The organism is Rhodococcus sp. 06-1474-1B, assembly GCF_002258885.1.
Classification (GTDB): Bacteria; Actinomycetota; Actinomycetes; order Mycobacteriales; family Mycobacteriaceae; genus Rhodococcoides; species Rhodococcoides fascians.
Genome location: NZ_NOYR01000008.1, coordinates 46,656 through 63,484 on the forward strand (window position 1 = coordinate 46,656; position 16,829 = coordinate 63,484).

Consider the following 16,829-nt stretch of genomic DNA (forward strand, 5'->3'; position numbering starts at 1 on the left):
CGGGTGTCGGAACGCCGCCGCGGGTCAGGCGGGGAGCTGTCGAATCACCGAAGCGACGGCCTCTGCCTGGTCTGCGATACGAGGGCCCCATCGACTCGACAGGTCCTCGTCCATCGGGAAGATCCGGCCGTCGCGGACGGCGGTCATCGATCCCCAACCCGGTCGTGACGAGACGGAAGCGGCTGTGACGCCACAGCATTGGGCGTCGGCAAGAAACACCACATCCGGGTTCGACGTGATCACGGCCTCGGCGGCGAGCTGCGGGTAGTCGCCGGCGTCGGAACCGTCGGCGATGCTGGTGAGTCCGAACAGACCGTAGATCTGCCCGACGAAGCTCGCACTCGTCACCGTGTACAACGTGTCATCGAGTTCGTGGAAGTACGTCAGCGGCGCCTCGCGGGTCGGGACGCTCGCGACGGCTGCATCGATCCGGTCACGAGTCCGGGATACGACGGCATCGCCGTCGGCGTCGTGGCCGGTGGCGTCCGCGACGCGCTCGATCTGCGAGTAGGCATCGTCGATGCTCGTCGCGGCAGGCAGCACCAGCGTCGGAACGCCTGCCTCGGCCAGTGTCGACGTCACGAGGCCCAGGTCGGTGGAGGCGATCACCAGATCGGGGTCGTACGCCACGATCGCTTCGAGGCTCGGGGTGAACGCCGACAACCCTGTCTTCGGAGCATCGGCGGGGAAGTCCGATTGATCGTCCACGGCCACCACCTGGTCGCCCGCCCCGACGGCGTACAGCGTCTCCGTCGCGGTCGGGCTCAGCGACACGATCTTCTGTGGAGCAGCGTCGATGGTGACCGAGCCGCCGTCCGAGCCGGACGTGATCGTCCTCGGAAACTCGCCACTCGCCGCGGGTGCCGGATCGGCGGCGGGTGGCGCGTCCGTTTCCGTGGTGCTGCATCCCATCGCTACGAGCGCGACGACCGCGAACCCGGCTGAGATCATTCGTGCCGATCGACGCTGCACTGCCACTCCTGTGTTGTCCGGTGTCTCTTCGAACGCCAACACTATCGGGGCGCGGTCAACGCCCCAGGCTCCGTGCCAAGTACCTACCGGTGTGAGTGGCCGAGGCCACCAACTCGTCGACCGTCCCGGTGAACGTGATCAGACCGCCGTTGTGGCCGCCGTCGGGACCTAGATCGATGATGTGATCCGCCGCGGCGACGACGTCGAGGTTGTGTTCGATGACGATCACCGACCTGCCTTCGTCGACCATCCCGGACAGCAACGCGATCAAGTTCGACACATCCGACGGGTGCAGACCTGTCGTCGGTTCGTCGAGCACCAGGACCGAAGACGATCCGATCAGTTCGGTGGCGAGTTTGAGCCGCTGCCGTTCGCCGCCGGACAGGGACGACAAGTTCTGACCGAGCGAGAGGTAGCCGAGTCCGACGTCCCGGCAGCGGCGCAGAATGTCTCGAATCTTCTTGACCTCGAAGAAGTCCTGCGCATCCCCGACGGACATCTCGAAGATGTCGGCGATGCTGACGCCGTCGACGGTGTGCCGGATTGCCCCGGAGCGAAAGCGCCTGCCCTGGCACGTCTCGCAGGTACTCGTCACGGGATCGGTGAATCCGAGTTCGGTGAAGATGACACCGCTGCCCTGGCAATCGGGGCACGCGCCGTCCGAGTTGGGGGAGAACAGCGACGGCGGTTGCCCGGTCTTCTTGGCGAAGTACGCGCGGATCGGATCGAGCAGACCGGTGTAGGTCGCAGGGGACGAACGGCGTGAGCCCCGGATCGGTGCCTGGTCGATGACAACGGCGTCGGGCGCGGCCTCGCGCAGGTGTCCGTGGATGAGGCTCGACTTTCCGGAACCGGCGACACCGGTGACGGCGGTCAGAACTCCGAGCGGGATGTCGACGCTGACGTCGCGCAGGTTGTGGGTGGTGGCACCGGAGATACTCAGCCAGCCCGAAGGCGTACGGGGAGTCCGTATCTCGGCGTCATCACGCCGGAGCGCGGAGCCGGTCCTGGTGTCGGCTCGGCGGAGCTCGTCGAAGGTTCCCTCGAACACCACTGTGCCACCAGACTTTCCGGCGCCCGGTCCGATCTCGACGATACGGTCGGCGATGGCCATCACCTCGGGGTCGTGCTCGACGACGAGGACGGTGTTGCCCTTGTCGCGCAGCGCGAGCAGCATGTCGTTCAGACGGTGGACGTCGCGAGGATGCAAACCGGTCGTCGGTTCGTCGAAGACGTAGAGCATGTCGTTCAGCGTGGCTCCGAGGTGTCGGACCATCTTGATGCGCTGGGATTCACCACCCGAGAGCGAGGACGTCGCACGGTCCAGGCTGAGGTACCCCAGGCCGAGATCGACGAGCCTGGTCAACTGCGTAACGATTTCGGCGGTGACGGAGCGTAGGCCCTTGATGTCCCATTGTTCGATACGGTCGGCGAGTTCGGAAACCTGCATGGCGAACGCGTCGGGCAGGGACAGTCCTTCGAGAGTGGCACCGCGGATGGTGTCGTTGTAGCGGGAACCGCCGCAGGCCTCGCAGACGCCGCGCGTGACGATGCGCTCGAACGCGGCTTTCGCCCTGCCCTTGAGCGCATCTGCGTCCTTGGCGAGGTAGCTTCGCCGGAACCTGGACGCAATGCCCTCGTAGCTCTTCATGACGGCGTCGGGATTGGTCACCTCGACCTCACCGGGCTTGGCGTCGAAGAAGAGGTGACGCTCGCGCGCCGAGTACTGCTCTATCGGGACGTCGAGATCGAACAGGCCCGAGTCGGCGAACACCCGGTACGGCCATTTGCCGACCTCGAAGTCGGGATGCTTGAACGGGCCCTCGCGCAACGACTTCGACTCGTCCACCAGTTCGCCGAGGTCGACGACCTTCGCCTCGCCGAGCCCCTCGCATTCGAGACACATCCCGGCGGGGTCGTTGAACGAGAAGGCGTTGGCGTAGCCGATGCTCGGCGTGACGGCGCGGGACCACAGCATGCGCAGCCAGTCTCCGATGTCGGTGATGGTGCCGACCGTCGACCTCGGGCCACCGAACAGTCGCTTCTGATCGACGATGACGACGGCCGACAGGTTCGCGATCAGATCTGCATCCGGTCGGCCGTAGGACGGTAGGAACGTCTGCGCGAACGCGGTGAACGTGGAGTTGATCTGCCGCTGTGCTTCGGCGGCGATGGTGTCGAACACCAGTGACGATTTGCCCGACCCGGAGACGCCGGCGAACACGACCAGCGAGCGTTTCGGCAGATCGAGGTCGACGTCGCGCAGGTTGTTCTCTCGGGCTCCACGCACGACGATCGTGGACAGTGCATCGGTAGGTGGCTGGTTTTGTACTACTAGCTGGGGCTCGGTCATCGCGTTGTCGATTGCCTTTCGCCGCGCCCCGAAGGGCGTACACCCACGTTGGTTCGCGCAGTGCCGCCGCAGCCTACCGTACGGTGTACGGAAACGCCACCGGTAACGGATCGACGCAAGGAGCGATCCATCAAAGACGGCTGCTGTGGTGGGGGTTTGTCGTTACGAAAGGTCTCAATGTCGACGAGAAGGCATGTGTTCGCGGCCTGCATTGCCGTGTTGCCGATGCTGGCGGGGTGCAGCACGCCGAGCGCAGACGTCGGCACGGAGGTCGAGGCGGTGCCAGGGGGAGGCCTCACGCGCTCTACCGTTGTGCCGAGGATCGTCATTCCCGATACCCCGACGGTCGCGAGGCCCGCACCCGCAGCCCCGGCCTACATGCCTCCGGTTGTGTGTATGAATCTGCAGTCTGCGCAGAACGCGATCCAGGTGGCCGGTGTCTTCTACTCCCGCAGCGCTGACGCGTCGGGGGAGGGCCGGATGCAGGTCAACGATTCGAACTGGATTGTCGTCGAACAGGATCCGGCTCCCGGTGTCCTCATCGGCGAGGGCGAAGCCGTGCTGTCGGCGGTCAAGATCGGAGAACCGAACAACTGTTGACGGGTTTTCAGCTCGGCAGGCGGTGTCGAGCTTCGGACTCGGCCTCGCTGCCGGGGGTGCTGTAGGCGAGGTGCCCGCCGATCAGTCCGCCGAGTCCTGCGGCTGCGAGGCCGGCCGCAGCCAGAGCTTTGGCAACTCCGTCGGTCTGCTTCCGCCGACGGAGGTAGGAGCCCAGAAAGAGGAACACGCCGGTCGCGTTCGAGGCCGCGTGGATGATGCCGACCCGCCGCTGGACTGTGTTCATCGTCGACCAGTCGGCCCACCCGGTCGCTATCGCCGGCGGCGCGGACGCGAGACCGAGCGTGACGACAATTTTCGCCGCCCTGGACTGGTTCTTGACGAGGTCGAGCGCGACTGCGCTGGTCCAGCTGCCGATGGTCACCGTCACCAGCGCGGGGTGGATGGGGTGCCCGATCCACCGGCCGTGCAGCGCTGATCCGACGGCACTGTCCGCTACCGCAGGTGCAAGTACGCCATGGATCGCGTCGCTCGGTCCGTCGAGAAACGAGGCTGTCTCGAGGCTGTCGAGTGCTTGTTTGATTGTCATGGAACACCGAATGCCCCGTGATCGGCGAGCGAACCATCGACGTCGAAGTCGAGGCGAGAAGCTTGGACGTCCTATAACGTCGTTGTCATGACGAACGGCACCCGAGTCAGCACCGTCGACGGCGTTCTGCGCAGGTCGACGGCGAAATTTCCCGACCGTACGGCCGTGACATTCGAAGGCCGCAGCCATAGCTACCGCGAGCTCGACACTGCCGTGACGCGGGTCGCCCGTCGGCTGGTTGCTATGGGCTTGAACAAGGGGGACCGGGTAGCGGCGTACGGCGTCAACTCCGACGCGTACGTGGTGGCATTTCTTGCCTGTGCGCGAGCAGGATTGGTGCACGTGCCCATCAACTACGCACTCGTGGGCGACGAGCTGCTGTATCTGCTCGATCAGTCGGGCGCACGGGCTGTGCTCGTCGACCCGGAGTTGTCGAACACTCTCGATTCCGTTCGGAGTGGCACCGCCGTCGAGTTCGTGGTGTCGCTTCCGGATCTGCTCGACGCTGCCGGGGATGATTCGGTCTTCGAGCCGGCCGTGGACTCCACGGACCTGGCGCAGTTGCTCTACACCTCCGGCACGACGTCGAAACCGAAGGGCGCGATGATGTCTCACGGCGCGCTCGTTGCCGAGTACGTCTCGTGTGTGATCGCTCTGGGGTTCACCGAAGACGACGACCCGCTGTTGGTGATGCCGATGTACCACTCGGCTGGGATGCACGTGTTCATGCTGCCGTATCTGTCGGTCGGGGCGACCTTGCGACTGATGCGCAAGCCCGACGTCGCGGAGATTCTGCGGCGAATCGAGGACGAGAAGATCAAGTCGTTGTTCCTGGCACCGACGGTGTGGGTTCCGCTCGCCAATCACCCCGACCTCGATTCTCGTGATCTGTCGTCGTTGAAGAAGGCGCAGTACGGGTCGTCGATCATGCCCGTCACGGTGTTGACCCGGCTGCGTGAGCGATACCCGGACATCGAGTTCTACAACTGCTTCGGGCAATCCGAAATCGGTCCGCTGGCAACGGTTCTGCAGCCGTCCGAGCACGAGGCCAGACCGGCGTCGTGTGGTCGTGCGGTGTTCTTCGTCGAGACACGCGTCGTCGACGCGGACGGTAACGATGTGCCGGACGGTGAGCCCGGTGAGATTCTCTACCGCTCGCCTCAATTGTGCGACGGTTACTGGGACAAGCCGGAGGCGACGGCGGAAGCGTTCTCGGGTGGGTGGTTCCATTCGGGTGATCTGGTGACTCGGGACGCCGAGGGGTTTATCACGGTCGTCGACCGGATCAAGGACGTCATCAACACGGGCGGAATTCTGGTTGCTTCTCGTGAGGTCGAGGACGCGATCTACACCCACCCCGCCGTTGCCGAGGTGGCGGTCATCGGGACTCCGGACGACAAGTGGATCGAGGCGGTGACTGCTGTCGTCGTGCTCAAGGACGGAAGTGAGGTGTCGGCGCAGGAGTTGATCGACCACGTGAAGGGCAGGATCGCGCCGTTCAAGGTGCCGAAGACCGTCACTTTCCTGGACGAGTTGCCCCGCAACCAGAGCGGAAAGTTGCTCAAGCGCGCGTTGCGCGCCTGAGTTGTTCAGGCTGCTCGTTGTTTTCGTCGACGGTAGCTCGGGAGGGGTTGCTGCCTGGGGTCGACGGATTCGGGTGGGATGGCGTAGGGGTGTCCGTCGTCGCCCATGAGCAGTTGCCAGTCGCCGTGGTGGACGAGGCGGTGGCATTCTCCGCAGACGAGCGCGAGGTTGTTCAGGTCGGTGCGGCCGCCGTGTTCCCAGAATCTTATGTGGTGGGCTTGGCACCACTGTGCGGGGCGGCCGCACATGACGCAGCAGGTGTCGCGGATGGTCAGGGCGATGCGTTGGTCGTCGCTGGCGAGTCTGGTGGTTCGTCCGAGCGCGAGTGGTACGCCGTGGTGGTCGATAATGACGGGGGTCAGGTCGGCGTCGCAGGTGACGAGTTCGGCGAGGAAGCGGCTGATGGGGCCGGTCCAGTCGAGGTGGAACGGCCAGTCCGCGTCGCCCGGCTCGGGGACAGACTTCTGCCCGGCACCATCACCATCGGCTGAAGCTTCGCCGCAAGCAGCAGCGACTCCCCTCTCGGGCACAGACTTCTCCCCGGCGTTACTGCCACCGCCGCGAGAACCAGCGTCGCCCGGGTCGGACGCAGACTTCTGCCCGGCACCACCACATCCGGATGCCGCTTCGCCGTGAGCAGCGATATCCCCTCGAGCCACTCCATGCGGACGCGAGCCGTTGCTCTCGCCGCCGCTCGAGGAGCTCCCCGCGCCCGTACCGGTGTCGCCCGATTCCGTTGCGGTGCTGCCTGTTTGCTTGTTTGCGCCGTGGGCGAGCAAGTCGCGCAGGGGAACGATCAGGTGCACCGACGCCCGCGACCCGCCCGCCGACCCACGAGTGCTGCCGCGGAGGTGTCGGTCGAGGATCTGATCGAGTGCATCGGCTCGGCGCTTCGACGGGCTGCGTGGGTCGCGCTCCCCGCCGGGACCTGGTCGCGGTGCCGTCAACGGCGATAGAGCGGTGAGCAGCTTCTCGGCGAGCAACAGGTCGATGTCGCCACCGACCTGGAAGCGGCCGTTGGCCAGCGGGTGCAGGTCGAATCGGTTAAGGTCCGGGTTTTCCGACACCGGTCGCGGTGCAGGTGTCGGCGGAACAGGCTCGGGCGCAGGCGGATCCGGATCCGGTGTCGGGTCGCCGTGTCGGTCGGAGGACGTGGCGGTGTCGACGGCGCGACGCTCCTGTTCCTGCTGTTCTTTCTCTCGGCGTTGTTTCTCGGCTTCCGCGTGTCGTGCTCGGGCGTCGTCCGCGGCCGCATGCGCCAAAGCCTGCGCGCGGGAGGTCACGTGGCCGGCGGTGTTGCGCATCGCGGTGTCGAGCAATTCGGCGACAATTCCGTCGCGGCGGTCCTGATCCAACGTCGGGTCGGCCACCAGCACGACGTCGTATCCCTCCGCGATGGCGGCGGCGTGCGCGGCATGGATGCGGCCATCGGCGAGGGCGTCGAGCACCGTGGGGTGATCGAACAGCCAGTACCCCAGCGCGTTCTGGCGGGCGGCGGATCCGTCGGTGATGCGCACCGACTTCGCGTACCAGCGGGTGACGGACGAGTGCCCGAGTTTCATTGCCAAGCCGCGGCGGTCTACTTCGGCGAGCAACGTCAATCTCGTTGCCGCGAGAGCGTTTTCGAGGGAGGTCACATCGGCGAGCTCGGAGACCAATTCCTGGTCCCCGAGCCCGAACACATCCCCCCATGTCTTCACCCCACGAAAGCTATACCCACCCACCGACAGGTTTCCGTCAACGCTTCCAGCGGATCCGGATCGGTCCTTTTGCGGTCGAGGGATCTATGACCGACCCCTTCTGGGTGATCTCGACTTCGCCGGCGTCGACCATACGTCGGGCCGCGCGGCGAACGGGCTCCATCAAGTCGCGCCAGGCGTCGTCGGACAGGGCTCGTGCGACGTCCGAGGGGCAGATCGTGGCGTCGCGTGATCGGGCGTCGAGCAAGGATCGGATTTTGTCTTCGAGTTCCTTGTCTGTTGCACTCACCTTGCGCCGCCGGCAGGTGTCGCTGCAGTATTTGACGTCATCCCAGTTCTTCTCCCATTTCTTGCGCCACTCGATCCGCCGACCGCACGACGCGCAGACCTTGTCTGCGGGGTGCGCGGTGGAGGTACGACGGGAGTGGGCCACAGATCGACAGTAACCTCGTCGCCCAGGGCTTCGCCGCTCTCGGAGCGAAACTATCCTCATCTCATGGCGATTCGACCGATCCTGGTTGCCGGTGATCCCCGGCTGACAACTCCGGCAACTCGCGTGACGGTGTTCGACGACGAGCTCGCAGCGCTGGTCGAGGAGATGTTCGAGACCAATACGGCTGCACCCGGTGCGGGCCTGGCGGCCAACCAAATAGGCGACCCACGTTCGGTCTTCGTCTACGACCTGCGGGACGGCGGGGTCCGTCACCGCGGACACGTGATCAACCCGGTGCTCGAGACCTCTGGAATTCCGGAGACGATGCCCGACCCGGACGACACCGAGGGATGTCTGTCCGTGCCGGGGGAGCTGTTCCCGACCGGGCGTGCCCACTGGGCTCGTGTGACAGGTGTCGATGTGGAGAACAACCCGGTGACGGTGGAAGGCACGGGCTATCTGGCGCGGTGTCTGCAGCACGAGTCCGACCATCTGGCCGGGCTCCTCTACCTCGACCGCCTGCTCGGCCGCCACCGACGTGCGGCGAAGAAGATGATCAAGGAGAGAGGGTGGGTCGGGCCGGGCCACAGTTGGTTGCCCGGGGCCGACGCGCATCCGCTCGGGCTGTAATCGCGGCTGTGCCTTATTCGACTGTCAGAACGGGTTGTAGACGTAGAGCATTCGGTAATCCCATTCCGACGATCCGGCCGGAATGCGGATGTCGGTGAGCGCGTGGCCGTTCTGAGTGCACCAGGTGCGGGCATGGAACGAGGAACAGTCGATTTGTCGTGTGGTCCCGAATGGGCTGACGATCAATGACTTCTCGCTCGCGCTGCTGTAGGCCGCGGGGTCGAATGCGTTGACGAAGCTCGAAGTGGAGTCTTTGGGGCCGAACGGGTTGTCGTCGGGTGCGGCGGATGCCGTCGGTGCGGCGAGCACCGCCACGCCGATCGTCAGTGCAGCGCCTGCGAGGATCTTCTTCAGCATGGTGACTCCGTTCGTTTCGAGCACGAATACCCGGTGCTCGATGATCGGCAGCAACGGACCGCGCGTTACGGATCGCCTTCGGGTTCGAGCCCGGCACACTGGAGCGATGACTCGTATGGAAGCTCCCGCCGTAGCCCAACTACTCGGTCGGCGTCTCGCCGTGTGGGGCGGTGTGAGTGTGCTTGCCGGAACGGTGTTGGCGGTGCGCGGCTCGTCGCCTGCCCGTCGTGCATTCGGCCAGCAGACGGCGGGTTGGGGTGCGATCGACGTGGCGATCGCCGGGGCGGGCGCGCTCAACTCCTCGGTCCCGACGTCGAAGAGTTTGAGCAAGCTGCTGTGGATCAATGCCGGGCTCGACGTGCTCTACGTCGCGGCCGGTGCGCACATCGCCGTCCGGAAGCCCAGCTTCGGCCGTCGAATCACCGCTGACCAGGCGATCGGTCACGGAACGGCGGTCGTCGTGCAGGGAGCGGCGCTGTTCTTGCTCGACACCGCGCACGCCCGCCTGATCGCGCACTAATCACATCGGTGTCATTCTCATCGCGTTCGATTTGTCAAGCATCGACACGAACTAATTGTTGCGGCCTAGGTGTATTTGCGTAACACTCGTCCCATCAGTCACATCCGTATCGTGCTTCACAAGGGGAACGGTGGGTTCGTTCATGCGCTTACGTGGTCGGCATATTGCTGTCGGGGCTGTCCTGGCATTGGCAGTGAGCGGGCTGAGCGCATTGACTGCGCCGACCGTCTCTGCAGAACCGTGCGGCGGTCTGGGTGGGCCGGGCTCCTCACCGCTGTTCGGTTCGTCGGGCAGCGCGGGAATGTCGGGCAAGAACCCGCAGGGACCGCAGGGTCCTCTGCCGCGCATCACCGGGAACACCCAGAGCATCGCCTGGGTCACCGGTCCGCAGAGCGTGAACGACACCTACGACAACCTGGCGATGTCCGGAACCGACCTCGGTATCACCTGGGACAACGGTGCGGGCCAGATCTTGATGGCGTTCGGTGACACGTTCGGTGATTGCTCCTCCGGCAATGCCCAGTGGCGCAGCAATGCACTCTTCCGCTCGGACAAGGCGTCGACGAACCTGTCGCAGGGCATCACGATCGGTCCGGCCGACCCCGCGAACACCACCTCGGGTGCGGTTGTCAGAGCGAACAATCCGCGTTACGCCGCCGAGATCATCTCGAGCGCGAAGCTACCGAGCGTCGAGGACACGACCATCCCCACGGCGGCTATCGCGATCGGCAACACCCAGTACATCAACTACATGTCGGTGCAGAGCTGGGGCACACCCGGTCGCTGGATCACGAACTACTCGGCGACGGCCAAATCGATCGACAACGGCCAGAATTGGACGACGGATCCCAAGACGATCCGCGTCAACAAGGGTGTCACGATCCCGGGCTTCACCAACGTCCACGAAAGTCAGGGCAAGTTCCAGCAGAGCGCTTATGTTCTGGGACAAGACGGTCAATACCTGTACCAGTTCGGTACTCCCAACGGACGATTCGGCGACGCGTTCGTCTCCCGAGTCGCGCCCGATCAGATCGAGAATCTCGACGCGTACGAGTATTCGACGCAAGATGCCGATCCGGCCAAGCAATGGTCCAAGAACGTCGGCGATACCGTCGCCGTAGTGAAGGGCCCGGTCAGCGAGATGTCGGTGGCGTGGAACGACTACCTCGGCCGGTACGTCATGATGTACGGCAACGAGAACAACCGGACGCTGGTGGCGCGCACGGCGGAAAACCCGGAGGGGCCGTGGAGCGAACCGAGGACGATTCTCGACGCCAACCAGACGGCAGGCGGCATCTACGCGCCGTTCATTCACCCGATGTCGAGCGGAAAAGACCTGTACTTCACGGCTTCTCGGTGGTCCGATTACAACGTCATGCTTCTGAAGACGAACCTCGACGCGTTGAAGTGACGCGTCCGGCGGCAGCGTCGAGGTAGGCGTCGGCGTCCATGTCGACTCCTGCGGACAGCAGTCCACGCCGGATCGTCGAGAGATACTTGCTCGACGGTTCGCCGTGCTCTCGCACGATCGAACTCGTCAGTGTGAACGCGGGCAGTCCGTCGATTTCCGGAAGCCGTAGCAGCGCATCGTATTTCCCTCGGTAGGCTTCACCTCGGCGGTCGATGTCGAGTGTGGCCCACTCGCCGATGCTCAGTGATTCCACAGCCGAGATATCGACGGAATCGACCACGTTCTCCACCGAGGCGACGTGCGCCAACTGCACACTGTCGATCAGGTATCCGTGTACCAGCGACGGATACGCGGGATCGGTGTTCAGCGACACGAAGGCCGACGCCCCGGTCCACCGTCGGGACACGCCTGCGAAGTAGAGGGCGTGATCGATCCACAACCAGCGTTCCGCCTCGACCGCTGCCGTCGAGGGTGCCGGTGGATGTGCCCCGAACTCCGAGCCGTCCTCGGAGCCCGTCAGGTAGACGGAGAACCTCTCTCGCAACAGGTTCGAGCCGTATGCGACGTACCAGAGGCGGTCGGTCACTCGGCCTCGAACAGCTGCCGGTATGCCTCGGCGAGTAGGTCGGCCGCGAGATCGTTGTTGTGTGCCGCTGCGCCCGTTGAGTTTCCGGACCGCATGAGCCGCGCGTTGAGGCCGTAGGCGAGATCGTCGAACGTGTCGTCGTCGATACCGAGATCGACATCCACGTCTTCTTCCAGCAACGCGCCGAGGTCGATCGACCACGACCACACCCGTTCGTCTCGGTACGGTCCCCGTCCGGCGCTGACGGTTTCGTTGGAGACCTTGAGTTGCTCGTCTGTCCGGTCGCGCGGAACGTTGGTGTTGATGCGCAGGTCGAGCTCGATCGTGTCGTCGTCGTGCACGATTTCGTCGACTCGCAGGGTCTCGAAGCCGCCGCACGTCAGCGTCAGCAATCGTCGCGGACCGGTGTCGTCCTGTACGTCGGACAGAGCGGCTGTCTGCCACAGGTATTTCGCGGTGTTGGCTGGGTCGGGGATCGACGAGTTGATGTAGTCGGCCACGATGCTGCGGATGGCGGGGTACGCGATGTGGTCGGACAGTTCCCAGAACTGGCGACGACTGCGTCCCACGGCCGCGTCGAGGAGCGTCGTGCGCTTGGCTCGTTCTTTGGGCAGTGCCGCCTTCATTCCCGGAGCTTCGCCGATCACGGTGGGCTCCGACGGGCGTTGTCGCAGTGGGTGGAGCTGGGACACGAGATCGGTGAGCTGCTTCAGATGATCTGCGGCACCGGGTGCAACCTCGAGGGCCTCGATGTCGGGCCATATCCCGCGGTCGGCATTCACTCGGGCCGCGAGTGATTCGGAGTAGCCCACGAAGGCCGCGTTGTCTGCGAAATGCAGAACGTAGAGTCCGTTTCGGTAGTCCTTGGCGGCGAAGATCGTGGCAATGGCCCCGGAATCGGTCATGTCGAAGCGTTCGAGAGCGAATCCGTCGGGTGTGGAGTCTGTCGGCATGGCACTGAATCTACCGACGCGTGCGAGCACCGCCTATTCGTCTCCTGTCCGCATTGTCGCGAATGCGTTCGGTGAGCCGATGAATTAGGCGACCCTACGACAGCCAGGTCGTCAGACTCGTTCTGCGACCGATGATTCCGCATTGTCCGAAGTGTCGGTAAGAGTTTCGCAACCGTCGTCGAAAAACGAATTCTTGGTGCTATCTTGAGGATTGTCCGTTTCCACCGCTAACGAAACACGCAGGAAACAAGCGGTGTGAACAATGCCGAGAGCAGTGCCGTCGGGCACGGCCGTGGTGCTTGATGGAAGGTGGTTGCGCGTGGGCGGTTATCTTGCACGCAGGTTGCTGAATTACGTCGTCCTGCTGATCATCGCGACGTTTCTCACGTACTTGCTGGCCTCGCTCACGTTCGATCCACTGTCGAATCTGCTCAGCCGCAACCCGCCGCCGTCGGATGCTGTACTCGACGCCAAGCGTGCGGCACTGCACCTCGACGACAATCCGGTATTGCGGTATCTGAAATGGCTGTGGGCCGTTCTTCACGGTGACTTCGGTCAGACCATTGCTGCGGGCTCGGTCAACGACGAACTGTGGCGACGCATCCTGGTCTCGCTGCGGTTGGTCGTGCTCGGCACCGTCCTCGGCGCGGTACTGGGAACACTCGTCGGTGCGTACGGCGCCGTCCGGCAGTACAAGATTTTCGATCACGTCGCGACGGTCGTGACGTTCATTCTCATCAGCACCCCGATCCTGGTTTTGGCCCCGGTGCTCAAGTACCTTGCTGTGCAGGTCAATCAGAGCACCGGCAGTCAGTTCTTCCAGTACACCGGTGAGACGTCCACGACGCTCGCCCCCGGTCTGATGAACGAAATACTCGACCGCGCACAACATTTGTTGTTGCCGACCGTCGTGCTGATGTTGTTCACCATCGGCGGTTACAGCCGGTACATGCGCAGTTCGATGCTCGACGAGCTGAACATGGACTACATCCGTACTGCCCGCGGCAAGGGGCTCACGCGCGGTCGCGCAATCTTCAAGCACGGCTTCCGTACTGCGTTGATCCCTATGGCCACGCTGTTCGCATTCGGTATGGGTGCGGTGATCACCGGCGCGACGTTCACCGAGCGCGTGTTCGGCTGGTACGGCATGGGTGACTGGCTGATCTACGGCATCACCAGTCAGGACATCAACATCACGCTCGCGGTCTCGCTCTTCACTGCGCTGTCGGTCCTGGTTTCCGGAATGTTGACCGATATCTTCACTGCTGCTTTGGATCCGCGCGTTCGCTACGCGGACTGACCCACCACTTCGAGTAGAGGAAAGGACCGGCGATGGCGACACCTGTGGTTCCCGAGATCGCTGCGGTCGAGGGCCCGATCGACTCGTCTGCCCCGATCACCCGTCGGCGGTTGGTGCTGCGCCGGTTCCTGCGTAACCGGCCGGCGCTGGTGGGCATCGTGGTCCTTCTCGCGATGTTCGTCGGCGCGTTCGTGCTCCCGCATTTCATCCCGTTCACCTACGAGGAACTCGACGCGTACGCGCTCAACTCGCCGCCGACCACACGACACTGGTTCGGCACCAATCAGATCGGCCAGGATGTTCTGGCTCAGACGCTGCGCGGTCTGCAGAAGTCGCTGATCATCGGCATGCTCGTCGCGCTCATTTCCACGGTGCTTGCCGGCGTCGTCGGCGCGGTGGCGGGGTACTTCGGCGGTTGGACCGACCGCGCGCTGATGTGGGTCGCCGATGTATTGCTCGTCGTACCCAGCTTCCTGGTGATCGCTATCTGCTCTCCGTTGTTCCGCGACAAGAGCTTCTTCATCCTGGTGCTGCTGCTCGCGGCCTTCGCGTGGATGATCACCTCACGCATCATTCGCGCGATGACGCGGTCTCTACGTGAACGCGAATTCATCCGCGCCGCAAAGTACATGGGCGCAACACCGAGCAGCGTGATCGGTAAGCACGTGCTGCCGTCGATGGCCTCCATCCTCATCGTCGACGTCACGCTCAATGTGGGTATCGCCATCATCGGGGAGGCATCGCTGAGCTACTTCGGCTTCGGTGTCCAGCGACCCGACGTCTCGCTCGGCACGTTGATCGCAGACGGTACGTCGTCCGCGTTGACATATCCGTGGCTGTTCGCGTTCTGCTGTGGCGCACTGGTTTTGATCGTGCTGGCGACGAACTTCGTCGGCGACGGCCTGCGCGACGCATTCGATCCGAATTCGACGAGGGGACAGGCACGTGGCTGAGACAGTGCCGGTGTTGAAGGTCAGCGGACTCGAGGTCAGCTTTCCCAGCGAGGAGGGGCGCGTCACCGCAGTGCGAGGCTTGGACTACCAGGTCGACAAGGGCGAGGTCATGGCCATCGTCGGCGAGTCCGGCTCGGGCAAGTCGGTGTCGTCCCTCGCGGTCATGGGTTTGCTCCCGGAGTCCGCACGTGTCACCGGATCCATCGAGCTGAACGGGCGACAGTTGCTCGGTTTGTCGGATCGTGAAATGTCCCGTGAGCGTGGGCGTTCGGTGGCCATGATCTCGCAGGATCCGCTGACGGCGTTGACGCCCATCTACCGCATCGGCGACCAGATTGCCGAAGCGATCTCTGTGCACAACCCGTCGCTGAGCAAGGCGAAGGTCCACGACCGCACCCTGGAACTGCTCGATCTGGTCGGCATCGGCGATCCGAGAACACGGGCGAAGTCCTACCCGCACGAGTTCTCCGGAGGGATGCGCCAACGCGTCGTCATCGCTATGGCCATCGCGAACGATCCCGATCTCATCATCGCCGACGAGCCGACCACGGCCCTCGACGTGACGATCCAAGCCCAGATCCTGGATCTGCTGCGCACGGCCCGCGACGTCACCGGCGCAGGCGTCGTGTTCATCACCCACGACCTGGGAGTCGTTGCCGGCGTTGCCGACCGGGCCATGGTCATGTACGCCGGGCGCGCTGTCGAGACAGCTCCGGCCGACGAGTTGTACGCACACCCGTCGATGCCCTACACCGTCGGCTTGCTCGGATCTGTGCCTCGCCCGGATCGTCCCGCGCAGGAGCGGCTGGTGCCTATCGAGGGCACGCCGCCCGCCCTGGTGAATCTCCCGACGGGCTGCCCGTTCGGGCCCCGGTGTCCGTTGCACACGGAGGCCTGCGACGAAGGCGAACCGCCGTTGGTTCAGGTGGCACCGAATCACAGGGCGGCGTGCATCCGCGTCGACGCGGCGACGGCCGAGTCGGTGGAGGCCGAGTTCGAGGGTGCCCCACGGTCGGAGGCCCCCGCGGAGCTCGTGTTGACGGTGTCCAAGGACGCTCCGGTGCTGTCGGTGACCGACCTGCACAAGAGCTACCCGATGTTCAAGGGTTCCGTGCTGCGGCGTCGGGCTGGGGAAGTGCCTGCGGTGCAGGGCATCAGCTTCGATGTGCATGCGGGGTCCACACTGGCGATCGTCGGTGAGTCCGGGTGCGGAAAGTCCACGACTCTCCTCGAGATCATGGAATTCGCGAAGCCGCAGCAGGGTTCGATCAAGATCAACGGCGTCGAGCCCTACAGCCTGAGCCGCGCCGAGCAACGAAAGTTGCGCGCCCACATCCAAATCGTGTTCCAGGATCCGATGGGCTCGCTCGACCCGCGCATGCCGGTGGGGGAGATCATCGCCGAGCCGCTGAAGATCAACGGCGTCCCGGTCGACGAGCGAACCCGCCGAGTTCGAGAACTGATGGACACCGTCGGAATGCGTCCCGAGCTCGCGGATCGGTATCCCACCCAGTTCTCCGGCGGGCAGCGCCAACGAGTCGGCATTGCACGGGCTTTGGCGCTGAAGCCGTCGATCCTGGTGCTCGACGAGCCCGTGTCTGCTCTCGACGTGTCGATCCAGGCGGGTGTGCTCAACCTGCTGCAGGATCTGCAGGAGGAGCTCGGTCTGGCGTATCTGTTCGTCTCGCACGATCTTTCGGTGGTGCGTCACCTCGCCGACGAAGTAGCGGTGATGCGCAACGGAGTGTTCGTCGAGAAGGGTCCGACGGAGCAGATCTTCGACGCACCGAAGGACCCGTACACACGGGCGCTACTCAAAGCCATCCCCATCCCCGATCCCGTGCTCCAACGAGCCCGAATCACCGAGGCCGCAGCACTGGCCGACGCCATCTGACCCTGCAGGTTACGTGCACACTGAGAAAGGTGAATT

General features: G+C 64.3%; 16 protein-coding genes and 1 pseudogene. 8 read left to right on the forward strand and 9 right to left on the reverse strand.

Annotation, left to right across the window (positions count from 1 at the left end; all coding sequences use genetic code 11):
* Positions 1–24: 24 nt before the first annotated feature.
* The gene (locus tag CH266_RS01735) at positions 25–951 is read right to left on the reverse strand and encodes an ABC transporter substrate-binding protein (protein ID WP_094714641.1); all 927 of its coding nucleotides are present in this window, start codon (positions 949–951) and stop codon (positions 25–27) included.
* A 76-nt stretch (positions 952–1,027) separates the two neighbouring features.
* Positions 1,028–3,325, reverse strand: a complete 2,298-nt coding sequence (locus CH266_RS01740) for an ATP-binding cassette domain-containing protein (protein WP_094714526.1) — start codon at positions 3,323–3,325, stop codon at positions 1,028–1,030.
* 396 nt (positions 3,326–3,721) lie between these two features.
* On the opposite strand from CH266_RS01740, the gene CH266_RS01745 reads away from it, so the two are divergent.
* Entirely contained in the window at positions 3,722–3,925 is a 204-nt protein-coding gene (locus CH266_RS01745; protein WP_094714642.1) for a calcium-binding protein, read from the forward strand.
* A gap of 7 nt (positions 3,926–3,932) precedes the next feature.
* Here the strand turns inward: CH266_RS01745 and CH266_RS01750 are convergent, their stop codons facing one another.
* Positions 3,933–4,472, reverse strand: coding sequence for a DUF2231 domain-containing protein (locus CH266_RS01750; protein ID WP_094714527.1), 540 nt, complete (start codon positions 4,470–4,472; stop codon positions 3,933–3,935).
* Between the two features lie 87 nt (positions 4,473–4,559).
* Between CH266_RS01750 and CH266_RS01755 the strand changes: the two genes are divergently transcribed.
* Positions 4,560–6,056, forward strand: coding sequence for an acyl-CoA synthetase (locus CH266_RS01755; RefSeq protein WP_094714528.1), 1,497 nt, complete (start codon positions 4,560–4,562; stop codon positions 6,054–6,056).
* 5 nt (positions 6,057–6,061) lie between these two features.
* Here CH266_RS01755 and CH266_RS25700 read toward each other — a convergent pair whose 3' ends face one another.
* The 3 genes and pseudogenes from CH266_RS25700 to CH266_RS25710 form a co-directional block, all read right to left on the reverse strand.
* Positions 6,062–7,756, reverse strand: a complete 1,695-nt coding sequence (locus CH266_RS25700; RefSeq protein ID WP_255175807.1) for an HNH endonuclease signature motif containing protein — start codon at positions 7,754–7,756, stop codon at positions 6,062–6,064.
* Positions 7,757–7,793: 37 nt separating this feature from the next.
* Positions 7,794–8,045: a DUF3253 domain-containing protein gene (locus tag CH266_RS25705; RefSeq protein ID WP_228139420.1), complete on the reverse strand. Its 252-nt coding sequence runs from the start codon at positions 8,043–8,045 to the stop codon at positions 7,794–7,796.
* A 15-nt stretch (positions 8,046–8,060) separates the two neighbouring features.
* Positions 8,061–8,249: pseudogene (locus CH266_RS25710) on the reverse strand (DUF2256 domain-containing protein); the annotation flags it as partial.
* Positions 8,250–8,252: 3 nt separating this feature from the next.
* On the opposite strand from CH266_RS25710, the gene CH266_RS01775 reads away from it, so the two are divergent.
* Positions 8,253–8,819 carry a peptide deformylase gene (locus CH266_RS01775; protein ID WP_094714529.1) on the forward strand — a complete coding sequence of 189 codons (567 nt, stop codon included), beginning with the start codon at positions 8,253–8,255 and terminating at the stop codon, positions 8,817–8,819.
* 24 nt (positions 8,820–8,843) lie between these two features.
* Here CH266_RS01775 and CH266_RS01780 read toward each other — a convergent pair whose 3' ends face one another.
* Positions 8,844–9,176, reverse strand: coding sequence for a hypothetical protein (locus CH266_RS01780; RefSeq protein WP_094714643.1), 333 nt, complete (start codon positions 9,174–9,176; stop codon positions 8,844–8,846).
* Positions 9,177–9,282: 106 nt separating this feature from the next.
* On the opposite strand from CH266_RS01780, the gene CH266_RS01785 reads away from it, so the two are divergent.
* Together CH266_RS01785 and CH266_RS01790 are read left to right on the forward strand one after the other, a co-directional pair.
* Positions 9,283–9,696, forward strand: a complete 414-nt coding sequence (locus tag CH266_RS01785) for a DUF6992 family protein (RefSeq protein WP_205024809.1) — start codon at positions 9,283–9,285, stop codon at positions 9,694–9,696.
* A 142-nt stretch (positions 9,697–9,838) separates the two neighbouring features.
* Positions 9,839–11,107, forward strand: coding sequence for a DUF4185 domain-containing protein (locus CH266_RS01790; protein ID WP_176456977.1), 1,269 nt, complete (start codon positions 9,839–9,841; stop codon positions 11,105–11,107).
* Here the strand turns inward: CH266_RS01790 and CH266_RS01795 are convergent.
* Complete coding sequence (locus CH266_RS01795) at positions 11,070–11,693, reverse strand: hypothetical protein (RefSeq protein ID WP_032369036.1); 624 nt, start codon at positions 11,691–11,693, stop codon at positions 11,070–11,072. The two genes, CH266_RS01790 and CH266_RS01795, sit on opposite strands and share 38 nt — an antisense overlap.
* Positions 11,690–12,646, reverse strand: coding sequence for a hypothetical protein (locus CH266_RS01800; protein ID WP_255175808.1), 957 nt, complete (start codon positions 12,644–12,646; stop codon positions 11,690–11,692). The genes CH266_RS01795 and CH266_RS01800 overlap by 4 nt, the downstream gene beginning before the upstream one ends.
* A gap of 319 nt (positions 12,647–12,965) precedes the next feature.
* On the opposite strand from CH266_RS01800, the gene CH266_RS01805 reads away from it, so the two are divergent.
* From CH266_RS01805 to CH266_RS01815, 3 genes are read left to right on the forward strand one after another with little or no spacing between them, the layout of a single operon-like run.
* Complete coding sequence (locus tag CH266_RS01805; protein ID WP_032407015.1) at positions 12,966–13,946, forward strand: ABC transporter permease; 981 nt, start codon at positions 12,966–12,968, stop codon at positions 13,944–13,946.
* A 32-nt stretch (positions 13,947–13,978) separates the two neighbouring features.
* Positions 13,979–14,899, forward strand: a complete 921-nt coding sequence (locus CH266_RS01810; protein WP_027497844.1) for an ABC transporter permease — start codon at positions 13,979–13,981, stop codon at positions 14,897–14,899.
* Positions 14,892–16,793: a dipeptide ABC transporter ATP-binding protein gene (locus tag CH266_RS01815; RefSeq protein ID WP_094714531.1), complete on the forward strand. Its 1,902-nt coding sequence runs from the start codon at positions 14,892–14,894 to the stop codon at positions 16,791–16,793. Before CH266_RS01810 ends, CH266_RS01815 begins: the two co-directional genes overlap by 8 nt.
* The last annotated feature ends 36 nt before the right edge of the window (positions 16,794–16,829 follow it).